The sequence below is a fragment of the Cellulomonas edaphi genome, assembly GCF_030362815.1.
Classification (GTDB): Bacteria; Actinomycetota; Actinomycetes; order Actinomycetales; family Cellulomonadaceae; genus Cellulomonas; species Cellulomonas edaphi.
This window is the reverse complement of the sequence record NZ_JAUCGR010000003.1, coordinates 405,265-422,023: the sequence shown is the minus strand read 5'-3', so window position 1 is coordinate 422,023 and position 16,759 is coordinate 405,265. Positions and strand designations below refer to the sequence as shown.

General features: G+C 73.3%; 16 protein-coding genes. 9 read left to right on the top strand and 7 right to left on the bottom strand.

The annotated features are described in order from the left end of the window. Positions 1-30: 30 nt before the first annotated feature. Positions 31-1,467 carry a carboxypeptidase regulatory-like domain-containing protein gene (locus QRT05_RS13440; protein WP_289447787.1) on the bottom strand — a complete coding sequence of 479 codons (1,437 nt, stop codon included), beginning with the start codon at positions 1,465-1,467 and terminating at the stop codon, positions 31-33. Positions 1,468-1,549: 82 nt separating this feature from the next. Continuing rightward, entirely contained in the window at positions 1,550-1,990 is a 441-nt protein-coding gene (locus QRT05_RS13435; protein WP_289447786.1) for a VOC family protein, read from the bottom strand. Positions 1,991-2,042: 52 nt separating this feature from the next. Here QRT05_RS13435 and QRT05_RS13430 point away from each other — a divergent pair, with 52 nt between their 5' ends. From QRT05_RS13430 to QRT05_RS13415, 4 genes are all read left to right on the top strand, one after another. Then, positions 2,043-3,035 (top strand): NAD-dependent epimerase/dehydratase family protein, encoded by a 993-nt coding sequence (locus QRT05_RS13430; protein WP_289447784.1) that lies wholly within the window; start codon positions 2,043-2,045, stop codon positions 3,033-3,035. 127 nt (positions 3,036-3,162) lie between these two features. After that, positions 3,163-3,546: a hypothetical protein gene (locus QRT05_RS13425; protein ID WP_289447783.1), complete on the top strand. Its 384-nt coding sequence runs from the start codon at positions 3,163-3,165 to the stop codon at positions 3,544-3,546. 3 nt (positions 3,547-3,549) lie between these two features. Next, on the top strand, positions 3,550-4,275 hold the full coding sequence (locus QRT05_RS13420) for a hypothetical protein (protein ID WP_289447781.1): 726 nt from the start codon (positions 3,550-3,552) through the stop codon (positions 4,273-4,275). Continuing rightward, positions 4,272-5,840: a protein kinase domain-containing protein gene (locus QRT05_RS13415; RefSeq protein ID WP_289447779.1), complete on the top strand. Its 1,569-nt coding sequence runs from the start codon at positions 4,272-4,274 to the stop codon at positions 5,838-5,840. The genes QRT05_RS13420 and QRT05_RS13415 overlap by 4 nt, the downstream gene beginning before the upstream one ends. Before the next feature lie 6 nt (positions 5,841-5,846). Here QRT05_RS13415 and QRT05_RS13410 read toward each other — a convergent pair whose 3' ends face one another. From QRT05_RS13410 to QRT05_RS13395, 4 genes are all read right to left on the bottom strand, one after another. Continuing rightward, positions 5,847-6,299 (bottom strand): DUF2809 domain-containing protein, encoded by a 453-nt coding sequence (locus QRT05_RS13410; protein ID WP_289447777.1) that lies wholly within the window; start codon positions 6,297-6,299, stop codon positions 5,847-5,849. A gap of 142 nt (positions 6,300-6,441) precedes the next feature. After that, positions 6,442-7,287, bottom strand: coding sequence for a VOC family protein (locus tag QRT05_RS13405; protein ID WP_289447775.1), 846 nt, complete (start codon positions 7,285-7,287; stop codon positions 6,442-6,444). Beyond that, a complete protein-coding gene (locus QRT05_RS13400; RefSeq protein WP_289447773.1) occupies positions 7,284-7,829 on the bottom strand; it encodes a GNAT family N-acetyltransferase in 546 nt (181 codons plus the stop codon). Before QRT05_RS13400 ends, QRT05_RS13405 begins: the two co-directional genes overlap by 4 nt. Beyond that, positions 7,829-8,398 carry a helix-turn-helix domain-containing protein gene (locus QRT05_RS13395; protein ID WP_289447772.1) on the bottom strand — a complete coding sequence of 190 codons (570 nt, stop codon included), beginning with the start codon at positions 8,396-8,398 and terminating at the stop codon, positions 7,829-7,831. Before QRT05_RS13395 ends, QRT05_RS13400 begins: the two co-directional genes overlap by 1 nt. Positions 8,399-8,465: 67 nt before the next feature. Here QRT05_RS13395 and QRT05_RS13390 point away from each other — a divergent pair, with 67 nt between their 5' ends. The 5 genes from QRT05_RS13390 to QRT05_RS13370 all read left to right on the top strand — a co-directional run bounded on the left by QRT05_RS13390 (position 8,466) and on the right by QRT05_RS13370 (position 15,603). Continuing rightward, positions 8,466-9,395: an NAD(P)/FAD-dependent oxidoreductase gene (locus tag QRT05_RS13390; RefSeq protein WP_289447770.1), complete on the top strand. Its 930-nt coding sequence runs from the start codon at positions 8,466-8,468 to the stop codon at positions 9,393-9,395. Then, the gene (locus QRT05_RS13385) at positions 9,392-10,012 is read left to right on the top strand and encodes an SAM-dependent methyltransferase (RefSeq protein WP_289447768.1); all 621 of its coding nucleotides are present in this window, start codon (positions 9,392-9,394) and stop codon (positions 10,010-10,012) included. The genes QRT05_RS13390 and QRT05_RS13385 overlap by 4 nt, the downstream gene beginning before the upstream one ends. 258 nt (positions 10,013-10,270) lie before the next feature. Beyond that, on the top strand, positions 10,271-11,953 hold the full coding sequence (locus QRT05_RS13380; protein ID WP_289447767.1) for a glycosyl hydrolase family 18 protein: 1,683 nt from the start codon (positions 10,271-10,273) through the stop codon (positions 11,951-11,953). Between the two features lie 104 nt (positions 11,954-12,057). Further along, a complete protein-coding gene (locus QRT05_RS13375; protein ID WP_289447765.1) occupies positions 12,058-13,386 on the top strand; it encodes an outer membrane protein assembly factor BamB family protein in 1,329 nt (442 codons plus the stop codon). 186 nt (positions 13,387-13,572) lie between these two features. Next, positions 13,573-15,603: a glycosyl hydrolase family 28-related protein gene (locus tag QRT05_RS13370; protein ID WP_289447763.1), complete on the top strand. Its 2,031-nt coding sequence runs from the start codon at positions 13,573-13,575 to the stop codon at positions 15,601-15,603. Between the two features lie 109 nt (positions 15,604-15,712). Here QRT05_RS13370 and QRT05_RS13365 read toward each other — a convergent pair whose 3' ends face one another. Further along, positions 15,713-16,759 (bottom strand): LacI family DNA-binding transcriptional regulator, encoded by a 1,047-nt coding sequence (locus QRT05_RS13365; protein ID WP_289447760.1) that lies wholly within the window; start codon positions 16,757-16,759, stop codon positions 15,713-15,715.

Sequence of the window (16,759 nt, the reverse complement as noted above, 5' to 3'; positions counted from 1 at the left end):
CACCCCGCCCGGGCCAGGAGGGCCGTGGGATCAGTGCAGGACCACGGTGGGGACGGTGACCGTCGTGCCGGCGACGACCGTGGCCGACTTGGTGGCGTCGAGGTAGCCGCCGGCGTTCGGGTCCGCGAAGCGCAGGGTGTGCGCGCCCGCCAGCAGGCCTCGGATCGTCCATCGTCCGGACGTGTCCGTGGTCACCCACGTGCTCGGAGCAGATCCCGTGAAACCGACGGCCACGCCGGCGACGGGCTTGCCCCCCTGGGCGTTCTTCACGACGCCCGTCAGCGTCCCTGCCGTCCGGAGCCTGACGGTGACACCCGTCGTGTCCTCGCCCTTGACCACCGTGGTCGCCTTGAGACCCCGCGCGTAGCCCGGTGCTCCCGCCGTCACGGTGTAGCTGCCGCTGATGGCGGCGGAGGAGATCGTGTACCGCCCGGCCGAGTCGGTCCAGGTAGGAGTGCTGACGCCGGCGTCGGTGCCGAACGAGTCCGTGGCAGTGACGAGGGCGCCCGCGACCGGCTTCCCCGAAGGGCTCAGGACGACCCCGCGGATGTCCGTGCGGTTGGCGCGCGTGATGGTGCCGAAGGACGCCGTCTTCCCCGTCTCGACGACGACGCGCCTGCTGAGGTTCGTGCCGCTGACCACCACGCGATACGCGCCCTGCTTCAGGTTCGTGAACCTCACGTGCCCGGTGCGGTCGGGGGTCGCCTCCGCGACCTGGTGGTGCTTCGTGTCGAGCAGGGCGAAGTCCTGGTTGCGTGGGTACTTGCCGTCGAGCGTCCCCGTGATGGTCGAGGGCTTGAGCTGGGTGATGGTCGGGACCGTCGTGGTGGTCCCCTGGCGCGCGGCGACCGTCTGCTGCCTTCCCTGGCCCCAGACGCCCGTGTAGACGGTCACCGTGCCGGTCGGGAGGCCCCCGATCGTGTACCGGCCCTCGGCGTCGGTGGTCGCCTCTCCACCACCGGCTCGTCCGCTGGTGGAGGCGCCCACGTGAACGTTGCTGCGCGGGATGCCGCTGCTGTCGACGACCGTGCCGGTGACCTTGGCGGCCGCGACCAGGGCGATGTTGGCGGACAGGTGCGCCCCGGACGTGGTGCGGAGGAGCTTGGCCTCCGGGAGCCGGACGGTGCTGCCGCTGTACGACACCAGGTAGTCGCTGGGACGGTCGACCCCGACCGAGACCAGGTAGGTGTCGATCCCCACGGGGATCGAGTAGTGGCCCGACGCGTCCGTCGTGCCGTGGTACTCCTCGAGCCAGATGCCCTTGGCGTCGGGGTTCATCTCGTCCTCGATCTCGAGGTGGCTCACGGAGACCGTCAGGCCCGGCACACCCGTGCCCTGGAACGTGACCTGTCCCGAGATGGTCTCGTCGACCGCCACGGCCGGCTGCGCGCCGACCAGCCCGACCACCAGCGCCGATGCCAGTGCCACGGCCAGGCCCGCACGCCGTCGTCCGTCCAGCTCGCTCATGCGTCCTCCAGGTTTTCCCTGCACCGTACGGCAGATGCCCGCCGGCAGGAGCGCGTTCGAGCGACCTGGTTGCTCGGGGTGGCTACTCCCGAGGAGTCACGGTCTGACCGCCCCATGCGGCCGGGTCGACATCCGCGAGCGTCTCGTTGACCACCCACTGGTGGCCGAAGGGGTCGGTGAGAGCGGCCTGCCGCTCGCCGTACTCCCAGTCGTGCAGGGGATCGACCAGGGTGGCGCCGCGAGCCACCGCGAGGCCGACGACGGCACGAGCGTCGGCCACCTTGAGCATCACCTGGTGCGACCGGTCGTCCAGGGGGAGGCGTCGGCCCGGCCGCACCTCGGCCACGACGAGCTCGGCGGCCGGCCCGCCCGGGAGGCCGAGCTGCGCGCGGTGGCCCTCACCGATGCGGACGTGCTCCACGAACCCGAAGACCTCGAGGTACCACGCGACCGCGGCACGGACGTCGGACACGATGAGCACGGGAGTGACACGTGCGTGCGGTGCGGAGCGGTTGGTCAGCACTCGGCCAACGTAGACCTGGCGCTCTGCGCGCGTCACCGAGAGCATGGCCCTCATGCGGCTGCTGGTGCTGGGCGGGACGAGGTTCGTCGGACGCGCGCTGGTCGAGGACGCGCTGGCGCGCGGCTGGGACGTGACCACGCTCAACCGGGGCAGCGTCGCTGCGCAGGACGGCGTGCGGGCGCTGGTCGCCGATCGCCACGACCCGGACGCCGTGGTCGAAGCGCTCGGGGCGTCGCGCTGGGACGTGGCCGTCGACACGTGGTCGGGCGCGCCGCGCGTGGCGACCTCGACGGCGGACACGCTGCGCGGGCGCGTGGGCAGGTACGCGTACGTCTCGACCATCTCGGTCTACGCGTGGGGGACCCACGTCGACGAGGCCTCCCCGCTGGTCGAAGGCGATCCGGACGCCGCCGACGGCGCCTACGACGCGATCAAGCGTGGATCCGAGCGGGGCGTCCTGCGCAGCTTCCCCGACGCGCTGCTCGTCAGGCCGGGTCTCATCCTGGGCCCGCACGAGGACATCGGGCGGCTGCCCTGGTGGCTCACCCGCATCGCGCGCGGTGGCGACGTCGTCGCGCCAGGGCGACCCGAGCGACCGCTGCAGTACATCGACGCGCGCGACCTCGCCGCCTGGGCGCTCGACGCGCTCGCGGACGGGCGCGACGGCGCGTACGACGCCGTCAGCCCTTCCGGCCACACGACGACGGCCGGGCTGCTGGCTGCGTGTCTCGCGGCGACCGGCTCGACGGCCAACCTGGTCTGGATCCCGGAGGACGACGTGCTCGCGGCGGGCGCCGAACCGTGGACGCAGCTGCCGATCTGGGTGCCGGAGCACGGCGAGTGGGCCGGGTTCATGGAGGGGCAGCCGCGCAGGGCGCTCTCCGCCGGGCTGCGTTGCCGGCCGGTCGAGGAGACGGTGGCCGACACCTGGGAGTGGCTGCGGGGGCGCGGGCCCGTGGCCCAGCGCGCCGACCGGCCGGTGCACGGGCTGCCCGAGGAGCTCGAGCGTGCGCTGCTCGCGTCACGGGTACCTGCTCCGGGCTGAGGGCCACGGGTGGAGTTCGAGCGCCGAGGTATCTCCCCTCCGCGCGGCCGGCCCCTGACCTGTGCGTGGCCCGAGCGGGCCGTGCCGCCAGGCGCCGGACGGCGCTGGCGTTCTCGGAGGGGGAGCCATGGGGTTCTACGTGAAGGATCTGTACGTGCGGCGGGTGCCGAAGTGGAAGTGGCACGACCCGCTGACCAACCCGCCGACGGTCCCGGAGACGTCGCCGATCATCCGCATCGCGGCGCTGTCGCCGCAGATCGCAGACATCCAGACCCGTGCCAGCGGCGGCGGGGGCGGCGGCGTGTTCCTGCCGGCCGACGACACCACGCTCTACACGATCCCGACCCCGATCACGCCGATCGTGTTCCCCGTGGGCCGGCTCGACGAGTCGGACCTGGTGCTGGTGCGGGAGACCCTCGCCACCACGCTGGACGCGGTCGACAGGCAGATCGAGGGCATGCAGGGCACGGCGGACGACATCGCGTACGCGTCGTCGGTGCTCAAGGGCTGAACGGTGCTCGCACCGCACGACGGGCGCCTGGCCCGGCTGACCGCGACCGCGGTCGGCCGGGCTGCCGCGCTGTGTCCCCTGGTCGCGGCGGACGAGCTCGCCGCGGTGCTCTACCGAGCGGGCGGGACCGCCGTCGACCCGAGCCTGGACCCGAGGCTGCCGCGGCTGCTGTGCGACCGTGCAGTGCGCCCGCTCGACCTGCGCGGGTACGCACGCAGCGGCGCCGAGCACTGGGAGGGCTGGACCGCGCAGGGAGTCGAGACCGACGAGCTCGTGCACAAGATCTACGTGAGCCCGACCGTCGCGGCGCTCCCGGTCGCGCTGCCTGTCGTCTTCGACCTCGCCGTGCGCCACGGCGTCCCGTCGTGGAAGGTCGGCGCCGACGCCCCGGGCATCCACCGCGCGGACAAGGTGGTCCTCTACCTACCCACCGCGCGGAAGGCCGACGACGTCGCCGCGCTGCTGGCCGACGCACTCGCCGACCTTCCCGCGCAGGGCGTCCCGTTCAGCGGCCAGGTGGGGCAGACCGGCATCGTGTCCCGAGGCCAGGACCAGGGCCGGCAGAGCTGGCGCGCCGCCGTGTGCGCGGCGGTCGCGCAGGCCTTGCACGACTCCCGTTCCCGGCTCGCGGACGTCCCACCGGCGCGCCTCGCCGACGAGGCGCTGCGAGCGCTCGCAAACGACATCGACGTCGTGACGTGGCACCCCGGGCTCCCGGTCGCGGCATGAGCGTCGCCGAGGTGCGCTACCTCCTGCACGCCGACGTCGAGGTGGTGCAGCTGCCCGACGACGACGAGGTGCTCGTGGGCAGGCGAGGCAGCCGGAATCCGCCCCAGCTCGTCTCGCGGGACGCCATGGCCCTCGCCGAGTGCTTCCGCAGCCCGCGGACGCTCGTGGACGGGGTGATCGCGTACTGCGCCGCGTCCGGGGCCGAGCCCCTGGCGACGCTCGACGCCGCGTTCGGGGTGCTCGTCGCGCTCACGCGCAGCGAGGTCCTCGTGGCCGACGGCGGCGCCCCCGCCGAGCGGCTGCGGGAGCGGCACCAGGTGGGCGAGCAGGTGGGACCGGCGACGATCACGGACCGGGTGCGCGTGCTGCGGGACAGCGAGATCTGGCGCGCGGTGCTGGCGGACGGCACCCGCGTGGTGGTCAAGGTCGTCGACGACGAGGTGCACGGGCCCGGGCTGGTGCGGCGTGAGCTGACCGCGCTCGAGCGCGGGCAGCGGGCCCCCGTGCCGCGCCTCGTCTGGCACGAGAGCTCGCCGACCGGGGGCACCCTGGTGCTGTCCGAGGTGGAGGGGGAGGCGGCGGACCTCGCGACTCTCACCGCAGACGACGACGGTCGCCGCCGGATCGCGCTCGCGGTCGTCGACGCCTATGTCGCGCTGCACGCGTGCGGCGTCCTGCACGGCGACGTCCACCCCGGCAACGTGCTGGTGACGCCGGACGCCGAGGTGGGGATCATCGACTTCGGCCTGGCGACCGCGGAGGGCGAACCCTCACCGCGGACCGCCGGGGGCGAGTACCTGGACCCGGCCGCGGCCGCCGCGCTGCGTGCGGACCGCACTCCGGGGACCCTGGACGAGGCCGCGGAGCAGTACGCGGTCGCGGCGATGGTCTATCGGCTGCTGACCGGCAGCGCGCCGCTCGACCTGGCGTGCGAGCGGGTCGAGGCGCTGCGACGCATCGCCGAGGATCGACCCCGCCCCTTCGTGGGCGTCGGGGTCGCGCCGTGGCTGGCCGTCGAGCGCGTGCTCCGGCGGGCGCTCGCGGTCGATCCGGCCCATCGGTACCGCTCGCTGCGCACCTTCCGGACGGCGCTCTTGTGGGCGACCGCAACGCCTCGCGAGATGGCCGAGCCCCCTGCTGCAGACCTGCTCGACGCCGTCGGCGTGCTCGACGTCGACGGCCCGGCGTGGGCATCGGCCGACGACGAGCGAGCCGCTCACGTCGGCTGGCTGCTGGCCCGCGTCGCGACGCTGACCGGCGACCCACGGGCGTTCGACCTGGCGCACGTGTGGTCGGCGCGATGCCGGCACGTGCTGCCGCCGGTCCCGGGCCCGCGGACGCCGGTCGCGCGCGCGCACCGCGCACTGGCCGCCTACGTGCGCACGGGCCGGCCGGGACACCGCCGGGCGGCGGCGCTGATCGCCGACGAGGTCGGCGGGCCGCTGCGCACCGACGAGCCGGTGGACGTGCTGACCGGCGGTTGGGCGGGCGCGCTGCTGCGGCTGGAGTGCTCGCGGCCCGCGGTCGCGTCGATGCCGGGCAGGCCGTGGGCCGCCGAGGAGTGACCCGGCTCAGCCGCGCCCGCGGGCAGCGGCGCCGGGCTTGCGGGCCGCCGTGCGGGTGAGCGCGCGGTCGACGAGAGCCGCCAGGGCCGCTGCGGCGAGGTAGACGAGGAGGTCGACGGTGGAGAACGTGGTGCCGAGTACGTACCGCAGCGCCGGCACGCTCTCGACGAGGGACGTCGAGACCTCCGTGAGCTGGAGCAGCTCGACGGCCGAGCAGGCCCCCGCGGTGATCAGGGCGGCCGACGACGGCGAGATCCGCGGCGCGACCACGAGCACCAGCACGTAGACGAGCGACGCGTAGAGCGCATCTCCCACGGGATCCGCCCACGGCGCGGAGCCCCAGTGGGCCACGGAGAGGCCGGCCACCACGACCACGGCGGCGATCGCGGCCAGGAGCGCACGCGGGCGGCGCACGGCCTGGCGGCTGTCCCCGGGCGCGACCGAGGTGCTCGGGATCATGCCCTCATGATGCCAAGCGGCACAGGGGTGGCACGCAGCGCCACTCCAGCGGCACGGGAGGGCACCGGGGCGGCACGGACCGGCACCGCAGCGGCATGGCAGGGGCACCGCAGCCGCACGGCGCCGGCGCCGGCGCACCCTGTCAGCGCGGCGGTGCGAACTGCGACGCCGTGAAGATTGCGCCCTGCGGGTCACGGACAAGGGCCTCGCGCGTCCAGCCCGTGTCCTTCACCTCGATCACCTCACCGCCGTTGCTCGCCGCGAGCCGCGCGGTCTCGGCGCGGTCCGCGACCGCGAACGAGACGTGCCAGTGAGCAGTCTCACCCTCGCCCAGCGGCGCGACCCAGCCGATCGCGTCGGCGAACCCGGGGGGAACCGGCACGCCCGCCTGGCGCTCGTGGATGCCGGGGTCGACCGTGGCGGCGAGGTGATCGCCGTAGCCGGGGACCCGGATCAGCGTTCCGTACCCGACGTCGTCGATCGCCCAGCCGAACGCGCGCTCGTAGATCGCCCTGGCCGCGGCGACGTCGCCCGTGCGGAGGTCGCTGAAGTTCCACGTGCCGGGCTCGTTCACGATCTGTGCGCCGAGCCGTCGCTTCGGCTGCCACAGCCGCAGCGTCGCGCCCTCGGGATCGACGACCTGCGCCCACGTCCCGCCCTCGCCCGCGACGGTGGGGCCGACGGCCACGCTCAGACCCGCGGCGTCGGCCGTCTGCAGCGCTGTCGCGATGTCGTCCACGGCGACGTAGGTGTGCCACGTCGGGTCGCCGGGATCGTCACCCGCTGGACCCGCCGGGCCGCCGATCCCGGCCGCATCGCGACCGTCCACCTGGGCGATCACGTACCGCGTGGGCAGGCCCGGCGGCGTCGCGTCGTGGAAGGTCCACCCGAGGACCGCGCCGTAGAACGCCTTGGCGGCCTCGACGTCTCGCTGCTCGATGTCGACCCACGACGTCACGCCTGCCGGGTACGTCCGCTGCTGCGTCATGCGCCCAGGCTACGAACACCCTCCGACACGCGCTCGGCTCCCAACCTGAGCTCGAGGAGGGTGCAGGAGAAGTCCGGGAAGTCGCGCCGTCCCACCGCGGTGAACCCGTACGCCTCGTAGTAGGCCCGCAGCGCGGGATTCGTCGTCCGGCAGTCCAGCCGGAAGAGCGGGACGCCGGCCGCCCGGCCCTGCTCGGCTGCCCAGTCCAGCAGCGCGGCTCCGAGCCGGTCACCTGCCCGTCGACGCGCGACCATCAGTCCGTGGACGTAGACCGCGGGCGTCGGGTCGGCACCCCAGAAGTCGGGGTCGGACCACAGCAGCCGGGCCGTCGCGGCGATCCCGGCGGTGTCCCTGACCACGTGCCACTCGCCCGCCTCGACCTGCACGGCGATGCGCTCGCGCGGGAGCGAGCCCTGCGGCCACTGGACCGTCCCGCGCTCGGCCATCCAGTCCTCGAGCGAGCGGCGCAAGGCGTGGATCGCGTCGACGTCGTCCGGCGCGGCGAGCGTCGGAGCGGCAGGGCGGAGCGGTGGAGGCGTCATCACTCGTCCCGGAGGTGGATCTGCTCGCCCTGCGGGCTGAACAGGCCGAGCAGCTCGACCGGGTGGGTGTCGCCGCTGGACATCGCGTGCGGCGTGCGGGTGTCGAACTCCGCCGCCTCGCCTGCCGTCAGCGTGGTGACCGTGTCGCCCAGCGCCAGGCTCAGGGTGCCGGCCAGGACGTACAGCCACTCGTAGCCCGCGTGGGTCTTGAGGGGCAGTGGCTCGGCCGACGAGCGCCCCGGGAGGATGAGCTTGAACGCGTCGACCCCGTCGGAGTGCCGGGTGAGCGGGATCATGATGCGGTCACCGCGCTTGATGGGGCGCGGGTGGACGCGCGGGTCGCCCGAGGCCGGTGCCCCGACGAGATCGTCCAGGGGCACGCGGTAGGCCTGGGCCAGCGCGAGGAGTAGGTCCAGGGTCGGGCGGCGCAGGCCGGACTCCAGGCGCGACAACGTGCTCACCGAGATGCCGGTCTCCTCGGAGACGTCGGCGAGCGTGCGCCCGCGTCGTGTGCGCAGGTCGCGCAGCCGCGGGCCCACCGCGTCGAGGACGTCGTCGATGTCGGTCACGGGCACTCCTTTGCTGTTTCGGCAACAACGATTGCACGAATGACCCGCTGACGGACACAGTGACGGCATGGACGAGTCGTGGGACGTGGTGGTGGTCGGAGGCGGCAGCGCGGGTCTGAGCGCGGCGCTGATGCTGGTGCGGGCGCGCCGGCGCGTGGTGGTGCTGGACGGTGCGGCTCCGCGCAACCGGTTCGCGCCGCACATGCACGCGGTGCTCGGGCACGACGGGCTGCCGCCCACCGAGCTGCTCGCCAAGGGGCGCGCGGAGATCGAGTCGTACGGAGGGGTCGTCGTGCGGGCGGACGTTCGCGGGGCGAGGCGGACCGACGAGGGCTTCGTGGTCGACACCAGTGCAGGGCGCGTCGTCGGCAGACGCGTGCTGGTGGCGACCGGCCTGCGCGACGAGCTGCCGGATATCCCCGGGCTCGCGGAGCAGTGGGGCCGCGGTGTCGTCTCCTGCCCGTACTGCGACGGCTACGAGGTGCGCGACCGACGCATCGGCGTCCTCGCTGCCGGACCCGGGAGTGCCGCGCGTGCCCAGCTGATCCGCCAGTGGAGCTCGTCAGTGGTGCTGCTGACCCACGGCACCGACGCCGCGGACGTTGACGAGCGCGCGGGCCTCGAGGCGCGCGGGATCCAGGTCGTCGACGCCCCGGTCGTGCGGGTCCTGACGGCTGACGGGCGGCTGGTCGGCGCCGAGCTGGCGGACGGCACCGTGGTGGACCTCGACGTCGTGTTCGCCATGCCGCGCCCCGTGCCGAACGACGAGGTGCTGCGACAGCTCGGCGCGCAGCGCACCGAGTCCGCGCACGGCGCGTTCGTCGCGGTCGACGAGCAGGGCCTGACCGCGGTGCCTGGCATGTGGGCCGCGGGCAACGTGGTGGCCCCCCGTGCCAACGTCCCCGTCGCCATGGGTGCCGGCGCCGGTGCGGGCGGCGCGATCAACTACGACCTGGTGCTGGAGGACGTACGGGTGGCTCTGGCGGCGACGGCATGACGGGCGACATGACGGCGAGCGCGCAGTACTGGGAGGAGCGCTACCGCGATCGCGACCCGGCGTGGGGGACGCAGCCCAACGCGACCTTGGTCGCGGTGCTCTCCGGGCTCGACCTGGCACCGGGCGCGGCGCTCGACCTCGGGTGCGGGCACGGCGGCGATGCCCTGTGGCTGGCGCGCGGTGGGTGGCGGGTGACCGCCGTCGACGTCTCGGCGATCGCGCTCGGGCGGGTCGCCGACGCCGCGCACGGGCTCGCCGTGACGACGGAGCGGCACGACGTCACCCAGACGCTCCCGCGTGGGGAGTTCGACCTGGTCACGGCCACCTACTTCCAGACGCCGCTGGACATCGACCGTGACGCCATCGTGCGGCGCGTGTCCGACCGGGTGCGGCCCGGCGGGACGCTCGTCGTGATCGACCACGGGTCCGTGCCGCCCTCGTCGGGACTCGCGCACGTGCACGAGTTCCCGACGCCGGACGAGACGCTCGCCTCGATCGGTCTGGGAGCATGCTGGACGCCGTTGCGGACCGACACCGCGGTCCGCGAGCTGGTCATGCCGGAGGGCGACGTCGTCGAGCTGCTCGACAACGTGCTGGTGCTGCGCCGCGCCGGTTGACGGCGTCGCGGGGGCCGTCCGGCCGGCCCCGGGGCTCGACGAGTTTCGCGACAGGGTCGCGCGACGTGGCGTGCTACGTCGGCGCAGGTCAGGGCGTTGCCCGGGGCATCGGCGCCCAGAGTGCTGACCGCGTCCGACTCGTCTGGATTTCACCCGGACCGTTGACCGATTTCACCCGGTCTGACTAGGGTCGCAGAGTAAGGATTAGTGAGTAATCCTTACAAAACACCCCTTCCAAATGGTCACCACGGAGGCATGATGCACTTCGCGAGACGAGCCGCTCCGGCGGCCGGAACGACCCCTCAGCAGTCCCGCCGTCGGCGCAGCGCCGCGCTGGCATTCCTCACCTCGGCGGGTCTGGTCGCCGTCCTGGTGGCGGCACTGCCCTCGTCGGCCAGTGCGGCCGGCTCCTTCACGGCCACGTTCACGTCGACGGGCGACTGGGGCACCGGTCACCAGGCCTCGGTCGTGGTCACGAACGCGTCGACCACGAGCGCGCCGTCCTGGACGCTGGAGTTCGACCTGCCGAGCGGCTCGGCGATCACGAGCTGGTGGGACGCCGACGTCGTCAAGACCGGGAACCACTACAAGGTCACCTCGAAGAGCTGGGCGGGCCCCTTCGCGCCCGGTGCGTCGCAGTCCTGGGGCTACGTGGGCTCCGGCCCGTTCAAGCAGCCCACGGGCTGCACCGTGAACGGCGCCGCATGCGGCGGCGGGGGCACCCCCACCGGTACGCCGACCACGTCGCCGACGAGCACGCCGACCCCGACGATCACGCCCACCCCGACCCCCACGCCGACGACCACTCCCACCACCCCGCCGCCCGGCGGCAAGAAGCTGGTCGGCTACTTCGCCGAGTGGGGCGTCTACGGTCGCAACTACCACGTGAACAACGTCAAGACGAGCGGCTCGGCCTCGAAGCTGACGCACATCCTGTACGCCTTCGGCAACACCACGGGCGGCAAGTGCTCGATCGGCGACTCCTACGCCGCGTACGACAAGGCCTACACGGCCGACCAGAGCGTCGACGGCGTCGCCGACACCTGGGACCAGCCGCTGCGGGGCAACTTCAACCAGCTGCGCAAGCTCAAGGCGGCCAACCCCAACCTCAAGGTGATCTGGTCGTTCGGCGGCTGGACCTGGTCGGGCGGCTTCACGCAGGCCGCGGCCGACCCCACCGGGTTCGCCAACTCCTGCTACGCGCTCCTCAACGACTCCCGGTGGGCCGGCATCTTCGACGGCATCGACATCGACTGGGAGTACCCGAACGCGTGCGGGCTGTCGTGCGACACCAGCGGTCCCCAGGCGTTCGACAAGGTCATCACGGCCCTGCGCAACAAGTTCGGCTCGAGCTTCCTCGTCACTGCGGCCATCACCGCCGACGGCAGCAACGGCGGCAAGATCGACGCGACCGACTACGCCACGGCGGCCACCAAGCTCAGCTGGATCATGCCCATGACGTACGACTACTTCGGGGCGTTCAACCCGCAGGGCCCGACGGCCCCGAACGCGCCGCTGACCTCCTACCCCGGGATCCCGCAGGCCGGCTTCAACGCCGAGGACGCCATCAACAAGCTCATCGGCAAGGGCATCCCGGCCAGCAAGATCCTCCTGGGCGTCGGCTTCTACGGGCGCGGCTGGACCGGCGTCACGCAGACCGCCCCGGGCGGCACCGCCACGGGCCCGGCGCCCGGCACCTACGAGCAGGGCATCGAGGACTACAAGGTGCTCAAGACGCGGTGCCCGGCGACGGGGACCGTCGGCGGCACGGCCTACGCCAAGTGCGGCAGCGAGTGGTGGGGGTACGACACACCCGCGACCATCACGAGCAAGATGACCTGGGCCAAGAACAAGGGACTGGGCGGCTCATTCTTCTGGGAGCTGTCCGGCGACACCGCTAACGGTGAGCTCATCTCCGCGATGAAGGCGGGCCTGAGCTGACCTGCGCGGGCAGGGGCCGGCCGCGCGTGCGGTCGGCCCTTGCCCGTCGGCAGCCGGCACGCCCCGGCCCGCCCTGCGGTAGGAGCGGGCGGTAGCGTCGCCGGATGGACCGTGATGCGGTGCGGCCGGTGGAGCTCGTCGAGGACGACGAGCGCCCCGATGCGCCGCTGCCGCCGTCCCGCTGGCGGCGGTGGTGGCCCGTCCCGGTGGTCCTCGCGCTGCTCGCCGTGGGCGCACAGGCGGGCCTCGATGCCCGCGCGCGAGCCCAGGACGCTCGCATCGCCTCGCTGCCGGGCACGCTGGCGCCGGTCGGCGACACCGTCACGGCACGCTGGACCGTCGCGCCCGGCGACGTCGACGTGGTGAGCGCGGGCTTCGAGGTGGCCGGCGCGTTCGTCGGCCTGCGACAGGAGGGCGAGGGCTACGCCGCGGTCGCCCTGGGCGCGGGCGGCGGCGGCGTGCGCTGGCGGACGGTCCTCGACGCGGACGAGGCGCGCGCCCCCCGCTGTGCTGCCGGCGATACCGGCTCGGCACGTCTCTACTGCATGGTGGAGGCGCCCGGCTCCGACGGCGGATCGCTGCTGGAGATCGATGCGCGGGACGGGGCGGTCCTCGGGACGACGGCGCTCCCGCCGGCCGACACCTTCGCCCGGGTCGACGCGCACACCACCTACGTCGCGCTGGCTCGCGGGGAGTCGTCGTGCGACGTCTCCGCGGTGGTCGATACCCGGGTGCGGTGGACCTCGCGAGTGGCGTGCGGCGTCGAGCCGCAGCTCGTGGTGGGCGGGGGGCTGGTGGCGTTGAGCTCCTGGGGCGAGCAGGTCACCGTCCTGACGCGCGCGGGCGACGTGCTCGAGGAGCAAGGTTCGGCGGGAGCCGAGGTGCTGGGCGACGCGTTGGTGGTGGTCACGCTCGACGACGCGGGCACCGGCACGTCGAGGCTCCTGCGAGCGGGGAAGCCGCCCGTGGCCGTGGCCGGCAGCGTCATGGTCCCGCGCGTCGACGACGGCTCAGCAGCGGGTGTCGTCGTGACGGCCGACCGCAGCACCCAGGGCTTCGACGCCCGGACGGGGGAGCGGCTCTGGCGCTACCCGGTCCCGCTGTCCGGCACGTACCTGGTGCGGGGCGGGAAGGTCGTCGGCTCGTCGTCGCAGGACATGGTGGTGGCGATCGACGCCCGCAGCGGCACGGTGCAGCACCGCGCGGCGCTCCGTCGCGACGCGCTGCCGATGGCGCCCGTGACCGACGGCCTGTCCTTCCTCACCATCCTGCGCGGGGCGCCCTCCGACCCGCCGCGGCTCGTGGGTGTGCCGGCCGTGGGCGGGGGAGGGGTGCTCGAGGTCACGCTGCCGGGCGGGCTGCTCGGTCTTCGTCAGGAGGGCCGCCGGCTGGTGGCCAGCGGCACGGACGGCACCGTCTGGGTGCTCGGCTGACCCCTCCACGTCACGGGCTGGACGCTCCATTGCGCTTGCCGATGGTGGGAAGTTGCGTCTGCTGAGTAAGTTCTTGCAGATGCTCTTTGAGTCTTGTCTGTGTGTTTGTCCATTCCGTACGGTGTGTCCCGTCATGCGGTGTCGCATCCCCCTGGGGCACCGCCCGGTGCGCAAGGAGGCGTCTCCGTGAGTCATCCCGTTCATCACCCCCGCCGACGGCACGCGCGACGAGTCGCCGCCGCGACGGCCGTCGCGATCGTCGCGACCCTCGCTGCCGCGCAGCCCGGCATCGCCGGCGGCAGCAGCGCGCCCAAGCCCGGCGTCGAGACGGTCGCCGCGCTCTCGCCCTCGCTGACTGCGGGCCGGGGCGCGACCGTGCCGTTCGTCGAGCAGGAGGCCGAGAACGCCAGCTACACGGGCGAGCTCGTCGGCCCGGACCGCACGCCGTACACGCTCGCCAGCGAGGCGTCCGGGCGCAAGGCGGTCACGCTCGACGCGGCCGGCGAGTACGTCCAGTACACGCTGACGCGGCCTGCCAACGCCGTGACGCTGCGGTACGCGATCCCCGACGCGCCGGCCGGCGGCGGCCTCACGGGGAAGGTGGACGTGGCGGTCAACGGCCACAAGCTCACCAGTGCGACGCTCACCTCGAAGTACTCCTGGCTGTACGGCACCTACCCGTTCTCCAACGACCCGCAGGCCGATCCGAACAAGGACTGGTGGCTCACCGAGTGCGGCTGCGTGCCGTCGGCGACCACGCCGGCCCCGGTCTTCGACAAGCCGTTCCGTCCATTCCACTTCTACGCCGAGACGCGCATCCCGCTCGTGGTGCCGCTGAAGAAGGGCGACACGGTCCGCTTCTCGGTGCCGGCCCGCAGCACGCTCGCGTGGATCACCCTCGACGTCGCCGACTTCGAGCAGGTGGGCCTCCCCACGCCGCCACCCAAGCACGCGCTCAACGCATGGGCGTTCGGGGCGGACCCGACCGGCCGCAGGAGCTCGGCCGAGGCGCTCGACAGGGCCATCGCTGCGGGTTCGAAGCTGGGCCGGCCCGTGTACGTCCCGCCGGGCACCTACAAGGTGGAGCGGCACCTGGTGGTCGACAAGGTGACGCTCGTCGGGGCCGGCAGCTGGTACACCAAGCTGGTCGGCGCCGGGGTGGGCGTCTACGGCAAGTACGTCGAGGACGGCGGCTCCACGGCCGTCCACCTCGCCGACTTCGCCATCATCGGCGACACACGCGAGCGCGTCGACGACGACCAGGTCAACGGGGTCGGCGGCGCGCTGGGCGGCGGCTCCACCGTCGAGCGGCTCTTCATCCAGCACACCAAGGTCGGGATGTGGTTCGACGGGCCGTTCAGCGGGCTGACCGTCAGGGACAACATCATCGTGGACCAGATCGCCGACGGCCTGAACCTGCGTCGCGGCATCTCGAACGCGACCGTGACCAACAACTTCATCCGCGGCACGGGCGACGACGGCCTGGCGATGTGGTCGCACGGGGTGTCCACCCCGGCGCAGGACGCGGACCACCACAACGTGTTCTCGCACAACACCGTGCTCAACCCCGCGCTCGCCAACAACATCGCGATCTACGGCGGGCACGACAACACGGTCGCCAGCAACGTCGTCGCCGACCCGGTGCGGGAGGGCAGCGGCCTGCACGCCGGTGCCCGCTTCAGCGCCGTGCCGTTCTCGGGCCGCACCACGTTCACGGACAACACCACGGTCCGTGCCAGCACGCTGGACCTGAACTGGAAGATCGGGCTCGGTGCCATCTGGTTGTACGCGCTCGACGGTCCGGTCACTGGCGTCGACGTGACCGGCGACCACTACCTCGACAACGGCTACAACGCGATCATGATGGTCTCGGAATGGGGCGTGAAGGACCTGTACGGCATCGACGACGTGCACTTCGCGGACGTCCAGGTCGACGGGGCCGGCACCTCGGTGGTCAGCGCCCGCGCCTTCGGTTCCGCGTCGTTCACCAACGTGGACGTGCGGAACATCGGGTGGGCGGGCGTCAACAACTGCGGCTCGTTCGGCTTCCCGGCGACGGGCTCCGAGTTCTCGCTGGTGGACGGCGGCAGCAACGACGGCACCGACGGCAACCCGTGGGAGGCGGGCCGCAACTGGTTCACGCCGTTCGTGCCGAACACGATCACCTGCAACGACCGGCCCCCGGTGGTCACCCCGCCGCCGCCGTCGAACTGGTGACGCACTGATCGACGCCCGTGCCCGGCGCTGGTGCGAGCCGGGCACGGGCGTCCTATCGAGGAGGGCCCGACGACGAGGTCGTCGGGCCCTCCTCGCGCGTCCTGTCCCGTCAGGCGGTCTCGCGCACGACGAGCGTCGGCGTGAACATCACTCCCCGCGGAGGCTGGTCGGGCGCGACGATCCGGTCCAGCAGGAGGCGAGCCATCTCGCCGGCCATGTCTTCGACCGGCTGCCGCACCGTGGTCAGCGCGGGGCTGGCCTCGCGGGCGGGGGCGCTGTCGTCGAACCCGATGACGGCGACGTCGTCGGGCACCCGGCGCCCCGCGTCCTGCAGCACGCGCACCACGGCCTCCGCCATGAGGTCGTTGGCGGCGAACACGGCGTCGGCGTCGTGGTGCTCGGCCAGGATCAGCCGCGCGCCGGCGGTGCCGGAGCGCGCGCTGAAGTCGCCGTGCTCGACCGCCACCTCGATGCCGCGCTCCTCGGCCGCGGCCCGGAAGCCCGAGAGCCGGTCGCGCGCCGCTGCCACTCCGGGCGGGCCCGCGAGCACCACCGCGCGTCGTCGGCCGAGCGCGCCCAGGTGCTCGGCCGCCAGCCGACCGCCGATGGCCTGGTCGGCGTCCACCCAGCTCACCGGCAGGGAGGCGGTGGGTTGATGGGACAGCACCACGGGCACGCGCATCTCGTGCAGCGCTCGGGGCAGGCCGTGCTCGTCGCCGCCGGACAGGAACAGGACGCCGTCCACGTGGCCCTGGCGCAGGTAGGTGAGCACGAAGTCGTGCGCCTCGCGGTCCGCCGGCAGGACGACGAGGTGCACGCCCGTGGCCCGCAGCACCTGCTGGGCGCCCGCCGTCACGCGCCCGAAGTAGGGGTCGGAGAAGATCCGCTGCAGGAACTCCGCTCCGGCCGACCCCGAGGCGGGCTCGGCGATCACGAGGGCGACGGAGTTGGTGCGGCGGGTGACCAGCGATCGCGCGGCGAGGTTGGGGACATAGCCGGTGGCCCGGACGGCCTCGTCGACCGCGCGCCGCATCTTCGGATCGACGGTCGCGACGCCGTTCAGCACCCGCGACACGGTCGACCGGGAGACGCCGGCCCGAGCCGCGACCTCCTCGATGGTGGACGCGCTGGGCGTCCGGCCGCGCGTGCTGGTCAT